This window comes from Sphingobacterium multivorum, assembly GCF_900457465.1.
In the GTDB taxonomy this organism is placed as follows: domain Bacteria; phylum Bacteroidota; class Bacteroidia; order Sphingobacteriales; family Sphingobacteriaceae; genus Sphingobacterium; species Sphingobacterium multivorum.
In genome coordinates, this window is the sequence record NZ_UAUU01000011.1 from 24,229 (window position 1) to 48,505 (window position 24,277).

Sequence of the window (24,277 nt, forward strand, 5' to 3'; positions counted from 1 at the left end):
ATGATTCAAATCGAAGATATTAACAAATCGTTTGGTGACAACCATGTTCTGAAAGGAATTAGTGCAAATTTCGAACCCGGAAAGGTGAGTCTGATTATTGGAGGTCGGGTTCGGGAAAGAGTACTTTATTGAAATGTATCGTAGGCCTGCACCAACCGGAAAAAGGAAAGGTAATTTTTGATGGCAAGGATTTTACTCGGATGAATTTTGAAGAGCGTGTTCCTATTCGAAAAGAAATAGGTATGCTTTTTCAAAATTCAGCGCTGTTTGATTCGATGACGGTAGAGCAGAATATCATGTTTTCGTTGGACATGTTTACGGATATGTCCAAAGCGGAAAAATTAGACCGTGCAAATCATTGTTTGGAACAGGTTAATCTGGAGGGACGAAATAAACTGTTCCCTGCGGAGCTTTCGGGGGGGATGAAAAAGCGGGTTGGAATTGCACGTGCAATTAGTATGAACCCTAAATATCTATTTTGTGATGAACCCAATTCGGGATTGGATCCGGAGACTTCGATTGTTATTGATGAATTGGTACTAAAAATTACGCAAGAGTTGAAATGTACGACAGTCGTTGTTACACATGATATGAATTCTGTGATGGGAATTGGTGAGTATATTTTGTTTCTCTATAAAGGAGAGAAATTCTGGGAAGGTTCCAATAAGGATATGATGCGGTCAGATGTGGAGGAATTGAACAACTTTGTTTTTGCAAGCCCATTAATGAAAAGTGCGAAAGCTTCTATGGGGCAATAAGGGCTGGGAACGTGGCTTTATTGCGCGTAATTTTATGTGTTTGATCTGTGTTAGCATCATGCAGATTTCTTTTATATTGAAATTTAGCTTAGTTTTGTCGGAAAATTTTGATTTTGGCAGCAACAAATATACAACTATTGACCCCACAGCATTGGAAGGACTATGAACTCATTGATTGTGGTGATTTTGAAAAACTGGAACGTTTTGGTGATTTAATTTTAATCAGACCAGAACCTCAGGCTGTATGGCCTAAGGCATTGACTGATGCGGAGTGGAACAAGCGTTATCATATCAAATTCAAAGGTCGTTCGGCTACTTCAGGAGAATGGTTGAAGAAAAATCCTCAAGCCCAAGACCGTTGGCATATCGAATATAAAAATAAGGATGTGGCCATCAAATTTAGATTGGGCTTGACATCTTTTAAACACGTCGGGATATTTCCGGAACAGGCTGTAAATTGGGACTATATTTCGGAATCTGTACGTTCATTTAAGACGGAAAGACCGAAGGTCCTAAATCTTTTTGCATACACTGGTGGAGCATCTTTAATAGCAAAGGCTGCGGGCGCGGATACGACTCACGTAGATTCGATTAAACAGGTTGTTACCTGGGCAAATGAAAATATGGAAATTTCCAATTTGGATAACATTCGTTGGGTGGTTGAAGATGCTTTGAAATTTGTAAAGCGTGAGCTGAAAAGAGGTAATACATATAATGGGATTATTTTGGATCCACCCGCATATGGGCATGGGCCAAAGGGCGAGAAATGGAAATTGGAAGATCACATTATGGAAATGATGACTGAAGTCGTTCAACTATTGGATCCTAAAGAGCATTTCTTGATTTTGAATACGTATTCATTAGGGTTTTCCTCTGTTATTGTTGAAAATTTAATTAAGACAGCTTTCCCAAAAGTGGAAAACTTGGAAATAGGCGAGTTGTTCTTACAAGCAACAGCAGGACCGAAACTTCCACTTGGGGTATTCGGTAAATTTCGCAAAATAGCGAAGTAAGGCTTGTCAAAAGATTCCTGATAATAACACGAGGCTGTCTCAAAAAGGCAGTCTCTTTTTTTGCATTATCTAAGGTTTATTATTTGTTTTAACGGTTTGATTTTCATATATTTATAGTGTAAACAAAAAGGATATATGCCATCTCAAAGAGCTACTTTTAAGCCTTACTATCAGGACCAGATCATGGCCATTCCTCCAACTTTGGACGAACTGGTGTCCAAAGGTCATCCGGTACGTATCGTTAACGATGTAATCAACCGGATCAACATCCAGTCCCTATTGGACGCTTATAAGATAAAAGGCTGCTCCAGTTATCATCCGCAGATGTTGTTGAAAGTTTTGGTGTTTGGCTACGTAAGCAATGTCTACAGCAGTCGCAAATTGGAAACGGCGTGCCGGGAGAACATCAATTTCATGTGGCTGAGCGGCATGAGCTATCCCGACCACAATACCATCAACAGATTTCGAGGCGTTCGTTTGAAAGAAGCACTTCGTAGTGTATTTGAAGAAGTTGTCAAACTCCTGTCCGAAGAAGGTCTGCTGAGTATAGAAGATGTTTACACCGATGGCACCAAGATTGAAGCCAATGCTAACAAATACACCTTTGTCTGGAAAAAAGCTATCCAGACCAATAAGGAGAAGATGAAAGCTGCCTTAAAAGATATTTGGGAATACGCCCAAAGTATCGCCAAAGCAGAGGACAACCTTCCGGAACCTCCCGATCTGACAACAATTGACCGCGAAAAAGTTCAGGCTACGGTCGATAACCTGAACCGGGTCTTGTCCGATAAACCTTCGGTAAGCAAGAAGATGAGGGCAAAGTTGCGCTATGCGACTAAAAACTACCCGGCCAAGATTGTTCAATATGAAGAGCAGGAAGTAACGCTTGGAGATAGAAATAGTTATAGCAAGACAGATCCCGATGCTACTTTTATGCGCATGAAAGAGGATCATATGAAAAATGGCCAGCTCAAACCAGGTTATAACATTCAGATATCTACTTCCAATCAATACATCGTCAATTACACCATACATCCCACCCCCACAGATACCACAACGCTACCCGGTCATCTGGCACAACATGAGGCGAGCTTTGGGGAAATACTGAAAACCATTACCGCAGATGCTGGCTATGGCAGCCAGGAGAACTATGCGTTACTAGAAGGGAAAAACATTGGGGCCTATGTGAAATATGGTATGTTTGACAAGGAGCAGAAAAAGAGTTATTCGGGCAAGAAGCCATTCTCCGTTGATAAACTACATTATAACCCTGCAAAAGATTGCTATATCTGTCCAATGGGACAGGAAATGAACTGCATAGGTCTATTTACACAAAAGACCTCCACAGGTTTCGAGCAAAAAATAAAAAGATATCAGGCAAAAAACTGCACAAACTGCCCATTGAACGGTGCTTGCCACAAATCACAGGGCAATAGAATCATCCAGATAAATGAACAGCTTGAGGCTTATAAAGATAGAGCATACGGATTGCTTAACAGCGATGTCGGTATAGCCAAAAGAAAACAGCGATGTCACGATGTCGAACCAGTCTTTGGAAACATAAAACAGAACCACGGGTTCCGAAGATTTATGCTCCGCGGTAAGGAAAAAGTGTCCATAGAATGGGGTTTATTGGCTATAGCGCAAAATCTAAGGAAAAAAGCAGCTTAAAAAGCTACTTTTTGTTCTTTTTCTTCCCAAATGAACAGTTCTGTGAAATAATCAACAAACAACTCACAAATCTATCGCATAGCCATATTTAATAAAAAAGCTGCCTCAATAAATTTGAGACAGCTTCGTGTTTGTTTAAAGTTATATTAGGAGGTTACATATGGATGTCTTTTAAACGTAGTGATGCCAGTTCAAGCTGTCTGGGTATCGCTGTGCTGATATTTTGTGGAATAAGCGATAAGTGCTGGGTAAGTTCGTTGTAATAAGCTATTCCAGCTTGTAATTGTGCTTTGAATCTAGCTACATATTTTATCTTTTTATCGTTCATGATATTTTTATTGTCTGTTACATATTTTTGAATATGATCGATATACAGGTTGAGTTCGTTGATCATAACAAAAGGTCTGTTGTCATTTTCAAAAACTGATATACGGCCATAGATGTGGTCGATCATTTCCCGCAAAGAATATTGTTTTTTGAACCAGACAAGATTCGGGCCTGGGCAGATGGATACAGCGGTCTGTTCTTTGCTCTTTTGGATATTGTACTTAAGATAAGCTGGTGCTGCGAGCCCTTCACAAAGACAGGTTTTTTCTGTAATGTCGTCAAAGGATTTATCGTATTCCGCAGCGGACAGATTTTGTTTTTGTAGTTCCTGGATCTTTTGATGTTGATAGACGCGTGATGCAGTGCAGATCGGTTTATCACCAAACTCGGTGTTCGAAATAAGGTATTCTTTTTTACAAGGGCTACCGGGGCGCCCTTTTTTTATACGTTCCAACCGTAGGTACTCTGCGCCACTTTGTCTGAAATTGTTAAAGGGAATTCCCAATGGAGATGCTCCACTACAGTAGAAGTCTTCTTTCTTGGCAAGTTCCAATGCTTTCAGGGTTTCTTGATCTACTGTGGTTGCTTCGGGAACCATCAGGAATGGGGATCCCCATCCTACGGCATCGAATCCATAATAGTCTAATAAGAACTGATGTTCTGAAGCTGTTCCCACGCCTCCTTGAACTGTATATTTGATGCTGGGAGGAGTTGTTAATGAGCGCTCCTGGGAAACCCAATATGCGTGGTATATCTCGAAAAGTTCGGTTTTCAAACTTTCTTTTTTCTCTTTAAACTCTTGAAGGATTGGTCCCAGAAGAAGACCATCGGTTGCGAAAGCATGACCACCGCAGTTCAAACCGGATTCTATTCTGAATTCAGATACCCATACACCACGCTTAGCGAGATATTTTGCCTGGATGAGCGCCGATCGAAAGTCACTTACTTTCAAAACGACTTTTTTGTCAAATAGACCTTCACTATTGGGGAAGAAAGCCGGTAATTCAGCGAGGTAAGCGTATAGGTGTGGATTCATCCCTGCGGAAAGGATAAGGGAGGAATGCAAGTTGGAATTTGCAAAACCACGTAAGGCTGCTGAAGCATCAGAATAACGCTGATCCAATAGGTTACCATCCTGGTAATTCATTTTATCTACTTTGGACATAATATTAACATCGATGTCTCCCGGTTTGAGATAATTGATCAATAGATCTTGCAGCTCGGTTTTAATCGCGCGATTGGTTTCCATTTCCATCGCGTGATAAATCGGTTTTGAAGGATGTGACTCGGGTAAAAGCTGAAAATATTTGGTAAGTTCTGAATTTTCGGTAAAGGGCTGACGCTTCAAGGCCACGACTTGCTTCTTGACCACAAACTGTACGAGATTGAGATAGGCCGTAATTCTTTTTGCCCGGTAATCTTCTTCTGTTTTAGTGATCGGATGATAGACGATTTGATATTGTCCGCAGTAATAGCGGCGCATGCGCTCGATGAGTTCATCGTCAACAATAGACATTACGGTGGAGATACCATATTGTGCGACCTTAAGTGCGGAGTCGATGGAGAAAGCTAAGCCTAATACGGGGATATGAAAAGTATGCGTCATTCTTAAATATTTCTTTTACGAAATAATAGAGAATAACGCTGAAAAAAAGTAATGATTGTTTTATCTGGACATGATTGTAATCACTATTCAAATACAATTGTCTTGTAATCGTTGCGCATCACACGATCTTCACTAAGCAGACGAATTGCTCTGCTCAGAACAGCCTTTTCTATTTCTTTGCCGGCAGTTACCATATCTTTTACAGTATAGGTGTGATTGACATGTCGTATATCCTGTACGATGATGGGGCCTTCATCGAGTTGGTCGGTAACGAAATGCGCTGTGGCACCGATGATCTTAACGCCTCTTGCATGAGCCTGCTTGTACGGGTTGGCACCAATAAAAGCGGGTAGAAATGAATGGTGTATGTTGACCAGTTTATTTTCAAAGGTACTGACAAACTGAGGAGACAAGATTCGCATGAACTTCGCCAGAATGATGTAATCGAAATTATAGTTTTGGATTTGTGCGATCAGTTGTTTTTCGAATGTTTCCTTTGTTAGGTTTTCATGTGAGATGCAATGAAAAGGAATATCAAACTTTTCCGTAAAGGAGCGTAATGATTCATAATTACCAATTACGGCCTGTACTTCGGCTCCCCATGTTTCGAAGTGTTGACGTACCAGGATATCGGCAAGGCAGTGATGCTCTTTGGTCACGAGGACGACGATTTTTTTGCGGTTATTGGGATTTATCTGTATCTGAGCAGATGGGGGAAGTACTTCGGCAAGGGAATCCGAAAGCTGTTTCTGCTCAGGCACGATACCGTTACACACGACACGCACGAAGAATTTGTTGGCTTCTTCATCCACATATTCACGCATGGTGACAATATTGAGTTGATATTTTGCCAGCGTATTTGAAATGTTGGCGACCAATCCAACGGCATCTTGACATTGGATCAGAATTAAGGTTTGGTTGTGCATGAAAGGTGGTTGTAGGTTGCTAAAAAAGCGGGTTATTTTAACCCGCTTTTTTTGTTAGTTCTTCTTCAAGGTCAACTTCAACACGCAGATTTTCGACAATATGCTTTTGTCGATCTGGTGTGTTTTTGCCCATGTAATATTCTAATAACTGTTGAATTTTATTGTCTTTGGACAAGATAACCGGGTCAAGACGGATATCTTTTCCGATAAATAATCCAAATTCGGAAGGTGATATCTCACCCAAACCTTTGAATCGGGTAATTTCAGGTTTAGCGCCTAATTTTGCGATTGCTTTTTGTCGTTCTTCATCGGAATAGCAATAGATCGTTTCCTTTTTGTTGCGGACACGGAAAAGTGGTGTCTGTAAGATGGAAACGTGGCCAGCTTTGACAAGGTCTGGGAAAAACTGCAAGAAAAATGTCAATAGCAACAGGCGGATGTGCATGCCGTCGACATCGGCATCGGTAGCAATTACGATATTGTTGTAGCGTAATCCATCGAGACCGTCTTCAATATTAAGCGCATGTTGTAAGAGGTTAAATTCCTCGTTTTCATAAACAATCTTTTTGGACATACCGTAGGAGTTTAACGGTTTTCCTTTCAGACTGAAAACAGCTTGAGTCTGCACATCCCGCGATTTGGTAATAGAACCAGATGCAGAATCCCCCTCGGTGATAAACAACGTTGTTTCTTGGTTACGTTCATTTTTATCGCTGAAGTGCACTTTACAGTCACGTAGTTTACGGTTGTGCAAAGAGGCTTTCTTCGCTCTTTCGTTGGCGAGTTTTTTGATACCGGCGATATCCTTACGTTCACGTTCCGATTGAAGAATACGTTTTTGAAGAGCATCTGCCGTAGCCGGATTTTTATGTAAGTAATCATCCAATGCTTTTTTAACAAAGTCATTGATAAATCCTCTTACCGTAGGGCCTTCTGGGCCTACACTTTGAGATCCTAGCTTTGTTTTGGTCTGTGATTCAAAAACGGGTTCCTGCACTTTGATGGCGATGGCACCGATAATTGATGAACGAATATCCGATGCGTCAAATTCTTTTCTGTAAAAATCGCGGATTGTTTTGACTAGTGCTTCACGGAAGGCTGCCTGGTGTGTTCCACCCTGTGTGGTGTGCTGACCGTTGACAAAAGAATAATATTCTTCTCCATATTGCTGGCCGTGAGTCATCGCGATTTCAATATCATCCCCCCGTAAGTGGATAATTGGATAGCGCATGGACTCGGCATCAATATTTCGTTCCAGTAGATCTTTTAGTCCGTGCTCAGAAATAAACTTTTGCCCATTAAAGTTGATCGTAAGACCTGAGTTTAGAAAAACATAGTTCCAGATCATATTCTCTACAAATTCGGGACGGTATTTGTAGTTTCTGAAAATAGAATCGTCTGGATAGAATGTTACAGATGTACCATTCCGTTGCGTCGTATCTTTTTGTTCATCATTGACTAATTCCCCTTTAGAGAATTGGGCAATGCGTGTTATATTTTGACGGTATGACTGGACGGTAAACTGACTGGACAAAGCATTTACGGCTTTTGTACCGACACCATTTAAACCGACGGACTTTTGGAAAGCCTTACTATCATATTTACCACCCGTATTGATTTTAGAAACAACATCAACCACAGAACCAATTGGGATACCACGTCCATAATCGCGTACGGAAACTTTATTTTCGTTTACCGTGATATCAATAGTTTTACCGGCACCCATAACAAACTCATCAATTGAGTTGTCAACGACCTCTTTCAATAAAACATAGATACCATCATCATAGGCCGAACCGTCCCCCAACTTTCCAATGTACATTCCCGGACGGAGGCGGATATGCTCTTTCCAATCCAGGGACCTAATGCTGTCTTCGTTATATGTACTCATAAATTAATGTAGAACTTAGCTAACAAAAGTAAAAAAAATAAACTACGATAAGTAGTTTAAAAGGCTAAATTTTTTAGATATCGCTAGTTTGCGTACTGCTGGAGAAAATTGCCGGTTTGCGGGGAAATGTTTACATTTAGTGTAAGTAATTGTAAAGAGAATAATTTATGGGATTATTTGATAAAATCAGGAATGAGTTTGTCGATATTATCGAATGGGTCGATAATAGCACAGATACGATTGTGTGGAAGTTTCCACGATATCAGAATGAAATAAAAATGGGGGCACAGTTGACTGTGCGAGAAGGGCAGGCTGCGGTATTTTTGAATGAAGGCGTGGTTGCGGACGTCTTTCAGCCTGGTCGTTACGAACTGACGACCCAAAATATGCCGACCATGACAACCCTCAGAGGTTGGAAATATGGGTTCAATAGTCCATTCAAAGCCGATGTTTATTTTGTCAACCTTCGACAATTTGTCAATCAGAAATGGGGAACTAAAAATCCGATTATGTTGCGGGATCCTGAATTTGGTCCCATTCGACTTCGGGCTTTCGGTAATTTCTCTTTTCAGGTGAAGGACGTTACTGTTTTTATGAAACAGCTTGTTGCGACGACGCCTGTATTTACAGTTGAGGATATCACAGAGCAGCTTCGAAACATTGCGGTATCGCGGGGGATGGATGCTATTGCTGAGTCGAAGATACCGGCCTTGGATCTTGCATCCAACTATGATGAAGTTTCGGCCTTGATACAGCAAAAAATTGGGGTTGATTTTGATGAGTTGGGTTTGAGCTTAACGAAGTTCTTAATTGAAAATATTTCATTCCCAGAAGAAGTCGAGAAAGCCCTTGATAAGCGAAGCAGTATGGGGGTCGTTGGTAATCTGGGGGCCTATGCCCAATTCCAAGCCGCAAATTCAATGGAGAAAGCTGCTGAGAATCCCAGTAGTGGAGGGATTGTAGGTGCTGGATTTGGTGCTGGGTTGGGAGCAGGAATGGTTGGTCAAATGGGTAATGTATTTCAGCAAAACAGTTTTGATGGGAATAATCCTACTGGTACGGGATCAGCTGCTGCGGCTTCGTCTGCAGGGGCCGTTGGACCTCCTCCATTGCCCAAAGCGGTCGCTTATTACCTGGCCGTTAAAGGCAAACAGGAAGGGCCCTTTGATTCGGAACAGCTGCGCGCTCTGATAAAAGAGGGGACGATGACACTTGCTACCTTGGTCTGGAAAGAGGGACTTGAAAACTGGATTGAGGCTGAAAAGGTAGTCGAATTAAAGGATCTGTTTTCGCAGAACCCGCCACCGATACCAGGAGTTTAGGGTAAAATGCATTACCGAGTTTTATGAGTTTTGAAGAAAAAACCTCCGAAATAGAGCAGGGGTTAAAATGTCAGGGCTGTGGTGCTATTTTGACTTATCAGCCCGGTACGTCCTATTTAGCGTGTTCCTATTGTGGAACCAGGAATGAAATAGCGGATCAGCTACCGGAAGATGGGCATATTGAATCTACAGATTATAAAGTTTTTGGACAAGCAATGGAGGGGCTCGCCGATGAGCGCTATAGCTATTTGGCTGAAGTTGTGCATTGTAGTAACTGTGGGGCAAACTCGCGTTTGAATCCTCATGTTACGGCAGATTTATGTGCTTTTTGTGCTTCACCATTGGTAATTGACCATCAGCAAAAGCGTATTTTGAAGCCACATGGTCTTGTTCCCTTTTCCGTTGATTACAAAAATGCTTTTAGGCTATTGACACAATGGGCGGGTAAGATATGGTTCGCTCCGAATGACTTTAAGCGAATTTTTAATTCAAGAAATGATCGTTTAAAAGGGGTGTATGTGCCATTTTGGTCCTATGATGCAGATGTACAATCTGATTACGTAGGATCACGTGGAGAATATTATTATGTGACGCGTACAAGACGCAATTCGGATGGCGAGACGGAAGAATACGAAGAAAGACGCACAAACTGGTATCCGGCTTCAGGAAGTATCTATAGCCAATTTAAGGATATTGTTATATCGGGATCAACATCTCTTCCCGAAAAGTTTTCTGATAAAATTGGACCTTGGAATTTGGGTTACCTAAAACCTTTCAATGAGCAATATTTAAGTGGCTTTATCGCTGAAACTTTTAGCGTGGATCATGTAAAAGCGGCGGAGACTGCCCGGACTATTATGGATCGGGAAATCGAACGTCAGGTTGAGCATGACATCGGTGGTGATACACAGGATATTGATTCTATTGATAGCGATTTTAAATCCATTAAATTGAAGTACATTCTTTTACCTGTATGGTTATCTGCTTATCAGTACAAAGGAAAGAGTTATCAGATCATGGTCAATGCTTTTAACGGTAAAGTTTATGGACAACGACCTTATAGCTTTTGGAAAATTGCTTTTTTGGTATTGGCGATCATTGTTGTGTTGTATCTATTGAGTTTTATGGTATAACAAAAACGGTTATAAAAAAAGCGCTGTTCTCAATAAAAGAGAACAGCGCTTTTTTATGCTAATCGTCTTGACTATTTGTTTAGTGAAAGTAGGAATCCGATCGTGAAATTGGCATCCCAATCAAATACGAAGGTGTCGCAATTGGTTGCATCTTTAATTGCTTTATAGATGTTGACACCGCTCTTTGTTTTTACTTTATCTGCTTTGTAAGATGCTGGATCGTTCAAAACTGTAAAACGCTCTTCACCTTGGCGTGTCTGCGATGCTAATTCAAAAGGAACCCCGCCAATAATAAAACAAACCTCTCTTTTATTTGCCGGAATTTTTTCGCCTAATTTTTTTACTTCTGTATAGACCGCATCATCTTTAAGGTCTTTTTCATAATATTTCGCACCAGGTGCTTCTACCGATTTTGTGTCACCGTCGATCCAGGAGATTTTGGTGTTACCGGAGCCAATGTCAACAACAAATGAATTGTCTTCGTAAGCTTTCGGAAGAACCGATTTTAACGCTAATTTTCCTTCCTGCTCTGCTGTAACTAGGTTGACCACAAAGCCCATTTTTCTAAGTTCAGCACTGATAACTGAAGTTTTAGGTTCTTTTTGAGCTCCGGAGCTAATAACGAAATGTATGTTTTTGGATTTGACGCCTTTATCGAGCATCATGCCTATATAATCTTTTAATCCTTTACGGATGTCTTCCGTATTTGCCAATCCTTCGTAGGCAAATGACTTTCCGAAGTCTTTGGAAATGATCTCCCAGCGATTTTCTTTGTCCATATTGACGACAAAGGAATTGAAACCCGAAGCGCCGACTTCAACGACACCCTTGTATTCGCCGTCGACTGGTTTTTCGGGTTGATAGTTGAATGAACGAGTCGTTTCTGAGCCTGATGAAGGTGCGGCCGCATGACCATTATTGCTTGTTGAATCTGTTGTTTGGACTGTCGAATTAGCATCAAATTTGCCTGATTGAATGGCCCAATAACCGATTGCGAGAATAGGTAAGGCGATGATAATTGCTTTGATTGGCCATCTTAATCTTGCCCATGTTGATTTTTCTTCCATAATGTTCGTATAGTAAGTTTGATTTTAGTTAATATTAATCGAGTAATGTAAATCCTTTATCTACTTTTTCTTCGGGTTTGAGTTCATAGCTGGCATCGGCCATTTGCGTTACGTTTAATACATTTAGATTACGTTCGTCAACTTTTCGGATAAACTCTTCCAGTTCACCTTGAGTAGGCGTACCACCCACTGTGATATTGTTGTTTTGATCCAAGAAATCAAGATTGGATCGGATAGAGGCAATATTTTGACTGATGGCACCTGTTGCTGCATTCATGGCCTCTTGAAATGCCCAGCCATCTTTAATATTGAACACATCGGCTAGGCCATCGGTGGCATTTTTCATCTTTTGCGTTGCTTCCAGCTTCTTGGAAATAATGGAAATGCTGCTATCCAAGGTGCTGACATAGATACGTGCTGCGCTTTCATTATCTTTTAGGACTTCCAATACTTTTGCAAATTGATTGGCATATTGTACATAACTGCGCGCATTTTGCTCTTCAGATTCACCTTCTTTTCCCAATAGAAATGCTTTGGTGCGTGTTTCTTTGGCATCTCTTGCATAAGCATTGGCCTTCTCTGCATTATTTTTGCTCGTTTCCTCCTTTGATTTCTCGTCGAGATTAGCCGCTTCTGCGGTGAAACGTTTCGCATAGGTGTACTTCTCTTCGGCTGTTTTTTGAGCAGTTTCACCGCTTTGAATCATGTCGATGCGGACACCGTCAACATTGCTGATTTTTTCCTTCACACGTTTCAGGGTGTCTTTTGCATCTCTTGATAACAGTTGTAAGGTTTCTATGGGGTTATTTCTAATGATGGATTTTTCACCTTTAAAAAGTAGGACGGTTCCCAATCTGTGCAATAGCGCAATGATCTTTGGCGCTAGCAATAATAAGGTAATTAGGATTATACTGAATAGCACAAAAAGTATACTTTTTCCGGCATATTCCAGCATAATCGGTAAGTATTTGAAAAAAGCAAAGGCTCCGCCAAGTAAAAGCGCCCAAAAGAAGATCGACGAAGCTGTCTTCTTCGCTTCTGGTGATTTTAATTGTGCAGGCAAATGATCGCCCAGTACTTGAAATATCGGAAGTTGCGTTTTTATCTCAGCGGGAATATTAACATACTGATCTTTTCTTTCCATTGATTTGTTTTTATGTTATTGATTGATTAATCATACGCAATGCAGTGTTGATTTCGGTGACCACTTCATCAACGGCCGCGTTGCCGATGTTTATTTTTTGTTCGATATCTTTAATCCTTGGTTCGTACTTTTCATTAATTTGTGCCAAAGCGAGTTGTTTTTTCTGTAGATCATCTTGCAATTTGGCGATATTCTCCGTTATTGTTTTGATTTCAGTGTTCAGATTTGCAATCTCCATGGTTCGGTCCTGTTCAGTCTTTTTCTTTTCAGCCTGTTTTTGTTCCGATTCTTTGGCAATGGTTTCTTTCAATTTATTAGCATAATTTGTGCCAGTTGCTACCAGTTTATCCTTGGTTAACGAACTGTCTACAAATTTCAATGAAGTATAGGCCGCTTTTAATGTGTTTTCCTCTACTTTTCCCATTGCGGCAGCAGCGTTCCATACTTCGAAAAAATCGACACCCTGCTCGTTGAGTTTTTCAAGAATGGCATAGACCTTTAATTTCATTTCTTTGAGGTCGGTTGTTCCGTCATTGGCTGTTAGGGGGATTGGGGGAGGTGTTTTTCCAGTTGGAGCCTGGGCCGTGGGCGATGTATATGCCGGTGGTACATGGGGTCTTTCTGGAGCAGCGTTAGTAGCTGGTGCTGGAGGGGCTTGTGCCGGTGGCGTTTGCTGCGGCTGATCGTCCTCAAAAATTAATTTCTTTAGACTGTTTAATATACTGGATCCTCTTTTAGTATCGTCGTTACTCATCATATCATAGTTGATTATATCTGTACTAAAATAATAAAAATTAATATTCTCTTCTAATGAATTGCGCTATGGAATACCTGAAATGGATACAGGAGGTATAGGAGCTTGGATAGAAGCGATGAAATGGACCTGTAGGGCGAGTGAATCAGCTGCTATCGCATTTTATGTTAGGGATAAAAACAAAGATTCCCAATTGTTGATTGGGAATCTTTGTTTTGGTGGTCATGGTCCTGTGGGACTACTATCTGCCAAAATCATCTTGTACGCGAACAATATCGTCTTCATCAGAAGGGTTGTTGGCATCGGTGTGTTGCCAGATCTCGGCTAGAATACCGAAGCCATCCAATCCAATTAAACGGTGACGCTGTCCTTGGCGTAATCTAATTGTTTCGCCTTCTTTCAAGGTTGAAACAACCGATTCTTCATCGGTGTCAGAAACCATAACACCTACGTTACCTTGGATAACACGCCATATTTCGGCACGACGGTGGTGATATTGCCATGAAAGTCTTTTTTCTGGTGCAACAATTAAAATTTTTGGACTTAATTTTCCTGAGATTCTTAATTCTTGTACATCCATTCCGCCGAAGTACTCATCGGCAAATTCTTGCGCTTGGGATTCGTCGATTACGAAAAATCCTCCCCAAGGGCGTGCAGCATCTGATTTATCAATACGAAAACCTTTGGATGTCAGCATTTCCTGTACTTTTTCAAACAATGCGATTTTATCTATAGCCATATTAAAAATTCTAAAAATTTGTTATTCGTTAATTCAGTTGCTAAATATAAAAAAAATCCATTTAATATTTTAAATTAACCGTTTTAGCTTAATCTAAATCCTTTATAATGGAGCTGCGTTAGATACCCTAAGCTATACTATATCGCGTAAAGTTAAAAATGAAATTGCTAATTTTGTGATCAATCTAATTTCAGGATATGTCAAACTTTCAAGTCGATCGGGAAAATACTGCATTTATGCAGGCTGTTGCTTTTGTTAACCAAACGAACCAGAATGTATTTATTACAGGAAAGGCGGGTACCGGAAAAACGACTTTCTTGAAGTATATCCGTGAGCATAGCTACAAAAAGATGGCTATTACTGCACCTACAGGTGTTGCGGCGATGAATGCGGGCGGAACAACTTTACATTCTTTATTTTGGCTTCCTTTTGGGACTTTTATTGAAGATTATGAGTTACGTTGGGACGAACAGGATAGTCATATCTACAATAAATCACGTTTATTCAGCACGATTAAATTGACCAAGCAGCGTCGGGCCATCTTGCAGGAGCTAGAGCTTTTGGTGATTGATGAGGTTTCGATGGTCCGTGCAGATACATTAGATGCGATTAATGTAATTCTGCAATCTGTTCGTCGCGATATGCGGCCTTTTGGTGGATTACAAGTGCTGTTTATCGGAGATTTGTACCAGTTGCCGCCAGTTGTGAAAGATGCCGAATGGAATGTTTTGCGGGATCATTATTCTTCTGTTTTCTTCTTTAATGCTAAAATTTTGAGGGATAATCCGCTGGTGATGTTAGAGCTCAATAAAATCTATCGTCAACAAGATGAAGGTTTTATTTCAATTTTGAATGCCATACGAAACAATCAGTGTACAAGTGACATGCTCACGACCTTAAATGGTTATTATCAACAGGACTTTGTTCCAAATGAAGAGGAACAGTATATTACATTGACCTCCCATAATCGAAATGCGGATGAAATAAATGGAGCCAAGCTGGCATCATTATCGGGTAAAATGTTAAATCTTAAAGCAGTTGTAAAGGACGATTTTGCGCAGGGCTCCTATCCTGCTGAAGAAACGTTGTCCTTAAAGATAGGGGCTCAGGTGATGTTTATTCGAAACGATTCCGGTGATGAACGTAAATATTACAATGGAAAGATCGGTACGGTAAAGGACATCGATACGGTGCAGGGCACGGTAACGGTTACATTTCCTGATGGGTCGGAATCTGTAACGGTAAAAAGGGAGACCTGGGAGAATATTCGGTATAATTACGATAAGGGGCAAGATCAGATTAAAGAGGAGATATTGGGTACATTTTCGCAATTTCCACTTCGATTGGCTTGGGCTATCACTATTCATAAAAGTCAGGGTTTAACTTTTCAAAAAGCGATCATTGACGCAGGGACCTCGTTTGCCGCGGGACAGGTGTACGTTGCATTGAGCCGTTTAACGAGTTTAGATGGACTTGTATTAAAATCCATTATCCCTTCTTATGCCATCCGTACCGATTACCAAGTGGTCGAATTTGCACAGCGTGCTCAGGGGCAGGCTGACGTCAATGAGATTTTGGAGCAATGCCAACGGAATTATCTTGGCCAGATTTTAATGCACGGTTTCCGTTGGGACGGACTATTGGCCGAGACTTCGGAGCTGCTGAAATCACTTGAAGAGCGTAATATTGATGGAAAGGAACAAGCCGTATTATTTTTCCAACAATTGGTCAAGCACCTTCAGACCCAAGAGAAAGTTGCACATAAATTTATTGTTGTACTGTATGATTTGTTGCGGGATAAAAACGCAATCGATTATGATGTCATCTGTGAACGTTCTACTGCTGCGGTCAATTGGTTTTTACCGAAAATGGATGTAGATCTGATTGAGGCTTTAACCAAACATATTGAGGAGTACCAGATACGAAAACGTACGAAGAAATATATTGATGAGTTAAAAGCATTATTGCTTGATTACAAGCGAAAACGCGAGCAGTTGCAACATTGTCTACTTATTGCTGATACGCTTTCAAAACGGGAAGATTTTCAAACAGCGATGCTCGATGTTGCTGCTAGTGTGAAGACCAAAGAAAAAGATGAATTGGCTGCGCAAAGTGCAGATGAAGAAGGGCCGAAGAAGTTGGATACAAAGGAGATTTCCTTAGAAATGTTTAAAGATGGTATGAGCATTGCTGATATAGCGGTTAAGCGCGGGATGGTCGCAGGTACGATATATGGACATTTAATTAATTTTGTTGGTACGGAAGTGGAAGCAACAGAGTTGATCGAGCAGGAGAAGTTGGATCGTATTCTTGGTGTTATTCGTGCAAATCCGGATAAATCCTCTTCGGAACTTAAGATGCTTTTGGGCGTGGATATTGATTATCCGGATATTAAAATTGGACAAAAAGTTTTGGGATTGTAGGCAATAAAAATTTATAGCGTATATTTGTAACAAATTGTGTGATATAGTTTGTTGAAAGCCCATTGATAACCTTAAGATTGCTTATGGAAGACAAGAAAGATCCTAACAAGTGGCTTGTGCTGACGACTATTTCAACCCAGATGGTTTTTACCATTTATGTATTTTATTTATTAGGGGATTGGCTGGACGGTAAGTTTCATGCGGAGAACCAACTATGGATGAAGATCTGTACCCTTGGCGGGATTGGATTTTCTCTATATCAAGTCATTAGACAAGTGAATCGATTAAACGATAGATGATAGTATATATAAAGCAGACCCTTATTTTATTTTTTGTTGCGGTTTTGATTTTTGCCGTTCATTTCTTTTTATTAAAATCTTTTGATGGTATTCATTCCTTGGAAGATCTACATTTTCCATTGTATGAAATTTATATTTTTCAACTGATATTATCCGTGATCATCATGGTGGGGATAAGTTACTGTTCGCAGAAATTTCCGCAGTATGTTGGTTTTGTTTTCTTGGGATTATTGACTTTAAAGTTTGTCCTAAATTATGTATACATCCATAATGGGTTGGCAAAACCGCAGGCTGATATTTTAAAATATAACTATTTGATCGTTGTCGTTTTATTCCTTTTTTACGATGTTATATTTGCTTACAAGGCTTTAAACAAATCCTAAGGGAGAAAAACGATAGTTTTTTCAAAAAAATGTAATATTAAAGTAGCTTTTGTGCTTTATATATAGTATTTTCGCAAAAAATTTTAAATAACATAATAGTAGTATCGTGAGTCTTAAAAGAACACTTCAATTTTTAGCAGTTATTCTGTTTGCAGTTGCGCCATTTTTAACAAAGGCGAATGAGAATGCACACGGAGAAAAATCGCAGGCTGAGGAAATCAATAGCCATATTGAGCATCACTTACAAGATGATTATTATTTTAGCTTCTTTTCGGATGAAGAGACAGGTAAACATTATGGCTTTTCATTGCCCGTTATTTTGATCGATAATGGCTTGAAAGTTTTTATGGCTTCGGCATTCGATCACGGTAATAAAGTTGCTGAGGTTGACGGTCAGTATTATGCATTGTACCACGGAAAAATTTATAAGACTGATGCTGCCGGTAATTTGGCTGGTCATGAGTATCGTAAAAATGCTGATGGTAGTTATGTTATGACTATAAATGAAGATGGAAAAGAAGAGAAAAAGGAATTTGAAACTTCTTATGTGATTGGTTCTCATGAAATTCATGATGCTGTTGATTTTCATCCATCTGTAGCGATGCCTTTAGATTTCTCGATCACTAAAAATGTTGTCGGTTTGTTTTTGGCTGCATTTTTAATGTTTTGGGCATTTATTAGTTTGGCTAAAACGTATAAAAAAGGTGCTAACAATTTGCCAAAAGGTGTTGGACGTGTATTGGAGCCTTTGGTTATCTATGTACGTGATGAGATGGCTATTCCAAACATTGGTCATCGTTACAAGGAATTCATGCCTTATTTATTGTCTGTATTCTTTTTGATCTGGATTTTGAATTTGGTTGGTTTGACACCACTAGGGTTTAACGTTACAGGAAACATCACAGTCACTTTATGTTTGGCTCTTTTTACATTCTTAATTGTCAATATCAAAGCAAACGCAAACTACTGGAAGCATATTTTTTGGATGCCAGGTGTTCCGGTTCCATTTAAATTTGTTTTAGCACCAATTGAAGTATTGGGATTGTTTACAAAACCATTTTCGTTGATGGTACGTTTGTTTGCAAATATTACAGCTGGTCACACTGTCGTAATGGGACTGATTGCAATTGTTTATTTATTGCAACACCAATTGACTGTAGTGGGTAGTATCGGTGTTTCCATGTTCTTGACAATCTTCTTGATGGTTATCGAATTATTGGTAGCATTCTTACAAGCATTTATTTTTACGATGTTGTCATCCTTATTTATCGGTATGGCTGTTGAAGAACATCACGATCATTAATTAGTAAATTTTTTAATTATTCAAATCATACATTATGTACAATTTAATTGGAGCCGGTTTAATCGTTATCGGTGCAGGTTTAGGCTTAGGTAAAATTGGTGGTTCTGCAATGGAAGCTATCGCTCGTCAACCAGAAGCAGCATCTAAAATCCAAACTGCAATGATTATCATTGGTGCCTTACTTGAAGGTTTAGCATTCGGTGCTTTATTATTAGGTAAATAGTCACAACGGTTTTATAATATAACCTGCAACGGTTGGTTGCAGGTTATATTATTCCTGAATCTTAAAAAATAAGAATTATCATTATATAGTATAACAATGGATAAATTAATACATTCGTTTTCGTACGGTTTGTTTTTTTGGATGGTCATCGTCCTTGTGGTTATTATCTTTTTATTAGGTAAATTCGCTTGGAAACCAATTGTTGATGCCCTAGACGAACGTGAAAAAGGTATTGCAGGTGCTTTAGAGGCTGCTGAAAAAGCGAAATTAGAAATGGCTCGTTTAACAAATGAGAACGAACAATTACTAAAAGAAGCTCGCGCAGAACGCGATGTTATCCTTAAGGAAGCAAAAGAACTTAAAGATAAGATTGTAGCTGAGGCAAAAACGCAGGCACAGGCTGAAGGTGCAAAATTGATTGCACAAGCAAAAATCGAGATCAACGAACAAAAGAACAAAGCTTTGGCTGAGGTTAAGTCTCAGGTTTCTTCTTTGTCTTTGGATATTGCTCGTAAAGTGTTAAACAAAGAATTTGAGGACCAAGGAAAGCAAGAAGCTCTAGTAGCAGATTTGCTTAATGACGTTAAATTGAACTAATCCGGTCACTCAAATTACGAAATAGAATTATGTCAGTATTTAAAGTAGCATCAAGATACGCTAAGTCATTAATTGACTTGGCTAGCGAGCAAGGCTCACTGGAGACAGTCAAGGCGGATATGGATTCATTCATTGCTGTTTTAAAATCCAGTACAGAATTGCAAGCTGTTTTTGCCAATCCTATTGTTCCTTTGGACAAGAAGAAAAACATATTGGATGCGCTATTTAAAGATAAGATCAATCCCAATATCGTGGCATTCTTTAAGATCATGATCAACAAAGGTCGTGGCGAGATTGTGTATGCCACTGCTCAAGAATTTATTCGTGAGTATAACGAGGTAAAAGGAATTGTGAAAGCTACAGTTACATCTGCAGCGCCACTTTCTGAAGCTAATTTGGCAGCTATGAAAGATGTACTTGCGAAGGAAACCAACGCTCAAGTGATATTGATCAATAAAGTTGATCATAGTTTGATCGGTGGATTTGTAGTCAATATCGGCGATCGCCAAATTGATGCAAGTATTGCTGGTAAGTTGAATAAATTGGAAAGATATTTGAATCAGAATAATTAATTTGTTCTGATACTTGAAGTAAAATAAATCAAAAAACCCCTTATAATAATTAAAATGATAGAGGTAAGACCAGATGAAGTTTCGGCAATTCTAAGAGAGCAATTGTCGGGCTTTAAATCAGAAGCCGAACTAGAGGAAGTGGGTACCGTACTTGCTGTAGGTGACGGTATTGCTCGTATTTACGGCTTAACTAAAGTTCAGTCCGGTGAGTTGGTTGAATTTGATAACGGATTACAAGGTATTGTATTAAACTTAGAAGAAGACAACGTTGGTGTTGTACTTTTAGGTCCTTCGGATGAGATCAAAGAAGGAGATACTATTAAACGTACCAACCGTATTGCATCCATCAAAGTTGGTGAAGGCTTGTTGGGACGTGTTGTAAATACTTTAGGTCAACCAATCGATGGTAAAGGACCTATTCAAGGTGATTTGTATGAAATGCCTATCGAGCGTAAAGCTCCGGGTGTTATCTACCGTCAACCGGTAACTGAACCATTACAAACAGGTATTAAAGCGATCGATGCAATGATTCCAGTAGGTCGTGGTCAACGTGAGTTGGTTATTGGTGACCGTCAGACAGGTAAAACAGCTGTTTGTATCGATACAATCTTGAACCAAAAAGAATTCTATGATGCAGGAGAACCTGTATTTTGTATCTACGTTGCCGTAGGTCAAAAGAATTCTACAGTTGCGAATATCGTGCGTACATTGGAGGAGAGAGGCGCTATGGCTTATACAGTAGTTGTGGCTGCATCTGCTGCTGATCCAGCTCCACTTCAGTTTTATGCACCAATGTCAGGTGCTGCTATCGGTGAGTTTTTCCGTGATACAGGTCGTCCAGCATTGATCGTTTATGATGATTTGTCTAAGCAAGCAGTAGCTTACCGTGAGGTTTCTTTATTGTTACGTCGTCCACCGGGCCGCGAAGCATACCCAGGTGACGTATTTTATCTACACAGCCGTTTGTTGGAGCGTGCAGCGAAAATCAACTCTTCAGATGATATCGCGCGCAACATGAATGATCTACCTGAATCGATCAAACACTTGGTGAAAGGCGGTGGCTCATTAACTGCCCTTCCGATCATTGAAACCCAAGCTGGTGACGTTTCTGCATATATCCCAACCAACGTAATTTCAATTACAGACGGTCAGATTTTCTTGGAGTCTAACTTGTTTAACGCAGGTATTCGTCCAGCGATCAACGTAGGTATCTCTGTATCTCGTGTAGGTGGTAATGCGCAGATCAAACCGATGAAAAAGGTATCTGGTACATTAAAGTTAGATCAAGCTCAGTACCGTGAATTGGAAGCTTTTGCGAAATTCGGTTCTGATCTAGATGCTGCTACTAAATCTGTCTTAGATAAAGGTGTTCGTAACGTTGAGATCTTGAAACAAGGTCAATATTCTCCAGTTTCTGTAGAGAAACAAGTTGCGATTATTTATATCGGAACTAAAGGTTTATTGCGTAATGTTCCTGTAAATAAAGTGAGAGAATTTGAAGAAGAATTCTTGACTCAATTGGAACAACGTCATCCAGAAGTATTGTCAGCTTTCAAAGCTAATAAGTTCTCCGATGAATTAACTGCAGTGTTAGAAACAGTAGCTAAGGATTTAGCATCAAAATATTAATAGTAATGAGTATTTGGTATTGAGTCTATTGACTAGGCTCGATACTCAATACTAGGTACTTAATACTTAAAACAAATATGGCAAATTTAAAAGAAGTAAGAAACCGGATTACCTCGGTATCATCAACACAGCAGATCACGAAAGCTATGAAAATGGTTTCGGCTGCTAAATTGAAGCGCGCTACTAACGCTATCTTACAATTGCGCCCATATGCGAATAAACTAAGAGATATTTTGGCGGATGTTTCTGCGAGTGTTGAGGGAAGTAACTCTCCTTTTACAGTGGATCGCGAGCCAAATAAGGTATTAATCGTTGTTGTTTCTTCTAATAGAGGTTTGGCTGGAGCATTCAACGCAAATGTTATCAAAACGACTAATAACTTGATCTTTAACAAATATGCTGAGCAACATGCTAAGGGCAATTTGAGTATCATTGGTATTGGTAAAAAGGGTTATGACTTCTACTCGAAACGTAACTTCAATGTGGTAGCTAATCACTCTGATTTGTTTTCTGATTTAAATTTTGGTTCTGTATCTGTGGTGACTGAATTTATCATGGAGCAATTCAAAGAAGGTAATTTTGATCGTGTTGAAGTGGTTTATAATCAGTTCAAAAATGCTGCAGTTCAAGAGTTGACTGCAGAACAGATTTTACCATTATTACCTGCGGAGGAAAACAAACAACATACGCATAAAGCAAAAATAGAAGCTGAGGTGGATTATATCATCGAGCCTTCCAAAGAGAAGATTATCGAGGAATTGATTCCTAAAGCAATCAAGATTCAATTATACAAAGCTGTTTTAGACTCGAATGCTTCTGAGCATGGAGCACGTATGACGGCAATGGATAAAGCTACAGAGAATGCCGGTGACTTAATCAAATCACTGAAGCTATCTTACAACCAGGCACGTCAAGCTGCAATTACAACAGAATTGACGGAGATCGTATCTGGTGCAGCGGCATTATCAAACGGATAATCCTTTATTTGGAAATATATAAAAAAGGTGATAATCGAAAGATTATCACCTTTTTTATATATGCTATTTTTTACCATCGAATTAAGGCTGAACCCCACGTAAATCCTGCTCCAAAAGCTGCCAAACATACGAGATCACCGTCTTTAATCTTTCCTTCTTCCCAAGCCTCGCATAGTGCTATCGGTACAGAGGCTGCAGTGGTATTACCATATTTCTGAATATTGTTGAATACCTGATCCTCCCTTAATCCAAGTGTTTTCTGTACAAATTGCGAAATGCGAAGATTGGCCTGATGTGGAATTAATAAATCGATATCATTAGTTTTTAAATTATTTTTTGCTAGCGCTTCATGAATAACCTCAGGGAATTTGACAACAGCTTTTTTGAAGACGGCCTGTCCATCCATATTTGGAAACGCAGTCCCATCTTCGAGCATCTCCTTGGTCATCAATAATCCCCCCAATTCTTGGTCCGGCCAATCGGGCATTTTATCCAGCCAAATTCCACTGGATGCACCGGGATAATACATAGCTAGCTTTTCGGCATCGTCTCCGTCTGAATGTAAGTGCGTGCTCAGGATTCCTTTGCCGTTTTCGGCTGTGGGTTGCACAACCACTGCTCCGGCACCATCGCCGAAAATAACAGAAACGGCTCGTCCTCTCGTAGAAAAGTCAAGTGCAAAAGAGTGTTTCTCCGAACCAACCACTAGCACATTTTTGTACATCCCTGTTCTGACAAATTGATCGGCAATAGAAAGTGCATATATAAAACCTGAACATTGGTTTCTAATATCCAGTGCCCCGACCTCCTTCATCTTCATTTCCCGTTGCAGTAGAACGGCGCAGCCCGGGAAATAATAATCTGGCGATAAGGTGGCAAAGATGATGAAGTCGACATCTTCAGGTGTAATATGGGCTCGTTCGATAGCAATTTTAGCGGCTTCGACCCCCATAGTGGTGGTGGTTTCGCCTATTCGGTCTGCATATCTACGTTCTTTAATGCCAGTTCGTTCTTGAATCCATTCGTCACTGGTATCCATAAAGCGTGTTAGGTCATTATTGGTATATACATTTTTTGGAACGTAATAGCCAATTCCTGCAATTTTTGACTGTAACATAATAAATTCCTCTAATTGATTGTATTCTTCCCTTTTATATTATCGTTAATTTAGAAAAAAATATTCTATTTTTGCAGCATGGGTACCCAAACTGCTGAAGAAACCTTTACGTTAGAAGAGATATTAGCCTCTGTGAAAGAGTCTAATCGACTCATTTTGTGGAATGATGAAACCAATACGTTTGAACATGTGATTCATTGTCTCATCTATCATTTACAATATACCGAGAAGCAAGCTGAGAAGATTGCCTGGAAAGTACACACTGAGGGGAAATGTGCTGTATTGGAAGGCACCTATACGGAGATGGAAATCTATCGTAAAATTCTGAAAGCCGAGGGATTGACTGTTTCTGTGGAGTAATTTACTATTCTTTTGTTACCGTAATAATATGGTTACGCTTCAG

General features: G+C 39.8%; 22 protein-coding genes and 1 pseudogene. 15 read left to right on the top strand and 8 right to left on the bottom strand.

Annotation, left to right across the window (positions count from 1 at the left end; all coding sequences use genetic code 11):
- From DTA23_RS16990 to DTA23_RS17000, 3 genes and pseudogenes are all read left to right on the top strand, one after another.
- A pseudogene (locus DTA23_RS16990) lies at positions 1 to 758 on the top strand (ABC transporter ATP-binding protein).
- A gap of 107 nt (positions 759 to 865) precedes the next feature.
- Positions 866 to 1,771: a class I SAM-dependent methyltransferase gene (locus DTA23_RS16995; protein WP_112375484.1), complete on the top strand. Its 906-nt coding sequence runs from the start codon at positions 866 to 868 to the stop codon at positions 1,769 to 1,771.
- Between the two features lie 135 nt (positions 1,772 to 1,906).
- Positions 1,907 to 3,442, top strand: a complete 1,536-nt coding sequence (locus DTA23_RS17000; protein WP_070560775.1) for an IS1182 family transposase — start codon at positions 1,907 to 1,909, stop codon at positions 3,440 to 3,442.
- A gap of 154 nt (positions 3,443 to 3,596) precedes the next feature.
- Here DTA23_RS17000 and DTA23_RS17005 read toward each other — a convergent pair whose 3' ends face one another.
- The 3 genes from DTA23_RS17005 to DTA23_RS17015 form a co-directional block, all read right to left on the bottom strand.
- Positions 3,597 to 5,375: a hypothetical protein gene (locus DTA23_RS17005; RefSeq protein ID WP_112375485.1), complete on the bottom strand. Its 1,779-nt coding sequence runs from the start codon at positions 5,373 to 5,375 to the stop codon at positions 3,597 to 3,599.
- Positions 5,376 to 5,458: 83 nt separating this feature from the next.
- Entirely contained in the window at positions 5,459 to 6,301 is an 843-nt protein-coding gene (purU, locus tag DTA23_RS17010; RefSeq protein ID WP_112375486.1) for a formyltetrahydrofolate deformylase, read from the bottom strand.
- A gap of 37 nt (positions 6,302 to 6,338) precedes the next feature.
- The gene (locus DTA23_RS17015; RefSeq protein ID WP_070563183.1) at positions 6,339 to 8,192 is read right to left on the bottom strand and encodes a DNA topoisomerase IV subunit B; all 1,854 of its coding nucleotides are present in this window, start codon (positions 8,190 to 8,192) and stop codon (positions 6,339 to 6,341) included.
- A 167-nt stretch (positions 8,193 to 8,359) separates the two neighbouring features.
- Between DTA23_RS17015 and DTA23_RS17020 the strand changes: the two genes are divergently transcribed.
- Positions 8,360 to 9,514: an SPFH domain-containing protein gene (locus DTA23_RS17020; protein ID WP_112375487.1), complete on the top strand. Its 1,155-nt coding sequence runs from the start codon at positions 8,360 to 8,362 to the stop codon at positions 9,512 to 9,514.
- A gap of 23 nt (positions 9,515 to 9,537) precedes the next feature.
- On the top strand, positions 9,538 to 10,647 hold the full coding sequence (locus DTA23_RS17025; protein ID WP_112375488.1) for a TFIIB-type zinc ribbon-containing protein: 1,110 nt from the start codon (positions 9,538 to 9,540) through the stop codon (positions 10,645 to 10,647).
- 71 nt (positions 10,648 to 10,718) lie between these two features.
- On the opposite strand, the gene DTA23_RS17030 is transcribed toward DTA23_RS17025, so the two are convergent.
- From DTA23_RS17030 to DTA23_RS17045, 4 genes are all read right to left on the bottom strand, one after another.
- Positions 10,719 to 11,714 (bottom strand): hypothetical protein, encoded by a 996-nt coding sequence (locus DTA23_RS17030; protein WP_112375489.1) that lies wholly within the window; start codon positions 11,712 to 11,714, stop codon positions 10,719 to 10,721.
- Between the two features lie 34 nt (positions 11,715 to 11,748).
- Entirely contained in the window at positions 11,749 to 12,858 is a 1,110-nt protein-coding gene (locus DTA23_RS17035; protein ID WP_112375490.1) for a hypothetical protein, read from the bottom strand.
- A gap of 10 nt (positions 12,859 to 12,868) precedes the next feature.
- Complete coding sequence (locus tag DTA23_RS17040) at positions 12,869 to 13,615, bottom strand: hypothetical protein (protein ID WP_112375491.1); 747 nt, start codon at positions 13,613 to 13,615, stop codon at positions 12,869 to 12,871.
- A 238-nt stretch (positions 13,616 to 13,853) separates the two neighbouring features.
- Positions 13,854 to 14,351: a cupin domain-containing protein gene (locus DTA23_RS17045; protein WP_046671961.1), complete on the bottom strand. Its 498-nt coding sequence runs from the start codon at positions 14,349 to 14,351 to the stop codon at positions 13,854 to 13,856.
- 197 nt (positions 14,352 to 14,548) lie between these two features.
- Here DTA23_RS17045 and DTA23_RS17050 point away from each other — a divergent pair, with 197 nt between their 5' ends.
- The 9 genes from DTA23_RS17050 (at position 14,549) to atpG (ending at position 22,757) form a co-directional block, all read left to right on the top strand.
- On the top strand, positions 14,549 to 16,774 hold the full coding sequence (locus DTA23_RS17050; RefSeq protein ID WP_112375492.1) for a helix-turn-helix domain-containing protein: 2,226 nt from the start codon (positions 14,549 to 14,551) through the stop codon (positions 16,772 to 16,774).
- An 83-nt stretch (positions 16,775 to 16,857) separates the two neighbouring features.
- A complete protein-coding gene (locus DTA23_RS30475; protein WP_112375493.1) occupies positions 16,858 to 17,073 on the top strand; it encodes an AtpZ/AtpI family protein in 216 nt (71 codons plus the stop codon).
- Positions 17,070 to 17,456, top strand: a complete 387-nt coding sequence (locus DTA23_RS17060; protein ID WP_046671964.1) for a hypothetical protein — start codon at positions 17,070 to 17,072, stop codon at positions 17,454 to 17,456. Before DTA23_RS30475 ends, DTA23_RS17060 begins: the two co-directional genes overlap by 4 nt.
- A 106-nt stretch (positions 17,457 to 17,562) precedes the next feature.
- Positions 17,563 to 18,759, top strand: coding sequence for a F0F1 ATP synthase subunit A (atpB, locus tag DTA23_RS29320; protein ID WP_239468755.1), 1,197 nt, complete (start codon positions 17,563 to 17,565; stop codon positions 18,757 to 18,759).
- Positions 18,760 to 18,793: 34 nt separating this feature from the next.
- Positions 18,794 to 18,982, top strand: a complete 189-nt coding sequence (gene atpE, locus DTA23_RS17070; protein ID WP_021188666.1) for an ATP synthase F0 subunit C — start codon at positions 18,794 to 18,796, stop codon at positions 18,980 to 18,982.
- 96 nt (positions 18,983 to 19,078) lie between these two features.
- Positions 19,079 to 19,579 carry a F0F1 ATP synthase subunit B gene (locus DTA23_RS17075; RefSeq protein WP_112375495.1) on the top strand — a complete coding sequence of 167 codons (501 nt, stop codon included), beginning with the start codon at positions 19,079 to 19,081 and terminating at the stop codon, positions 19,577 to 19,579.
- 29 nt (positions 19,580 to 19,608) lie between these two features.
- On the top strand, positions 19,609 to 20,151 hold the full coding sequence (gene atpH, locus DTA23_RS17080) for an ATP synthase F1 subunit delta (RefSeq protein ID WP_112375496.1): 543 nt from the start codon (positions 19,609 to 19,611) through the stop codon (positions 20,149 to 20,151).
- A 54-nt stretch (positions 20,152 to 20,205) separates the two neighbouring features.
- Positions 20,206 to 21,780 carry a F0F1 ATP synthase subunit alpha gene (gene atpA / locus DTA23_RS17085; RefSeq protein WP_070563151.1) on the top strand — a complete coding sequence of 525 codons (1,575 nt, stop codon included), beginning with the start codon at positions 20,206 to 20,208 and terminating at the stop codon, positions 21,778 to 21,780.
- Positions 21,781 to 21,857: 77 nt separating this feature from the next.
- On the top strand, positions 21,858 to 22,757 hold the full coding sequence (gene atpG, locus DTA23_RS17090; protein ID WP_070563149.1) for an ATP synthase F1 subunit gamma: 900 nt from the start codon (positions 21,858 to 21,860) through the stop codon (positions 22,755 to 22,757).
- 70 nt (positions 22,758 to 22,827) lie between these two features.
- On the opposite strand, the gene DTA23_RS17095 is transcribed toward atpG, so the two are convergent.
- On the bottom strand, positions 22,828 to 23,874 hold the full coding sequence (locus DTA23_RS17095) for a 3-oxoacyl-ACP synthase III family protein (RefSeq protein ID WP_112375497.1): 1,047 nt from the start codon (positions 23,872 to 23,874) through the stop codon (positions 22,828 to 22,830).
- Positions 23,875 to 23,952: 78 nt separating this feature from the next.
- Here DTA23_RS17095 and DTA23_RS17100 point away from each other — a divergent pair, with 78 nt between their 5' ends.
- On the top strand, positions 23,953 to 24,234 hold the full coding sequence (locus tag DTA23_RS17100) for an ATP-dependent Clp protease adaptor ClpS (RefSeq protein ID WP_046671971.1): 282 nt from the start codon (positions 23,953 to 23,955) through the stop codon (positions 24,232 to 24,234).
- Positions 24,235 to 24,277: the final 43 nt, after the last annotated feature.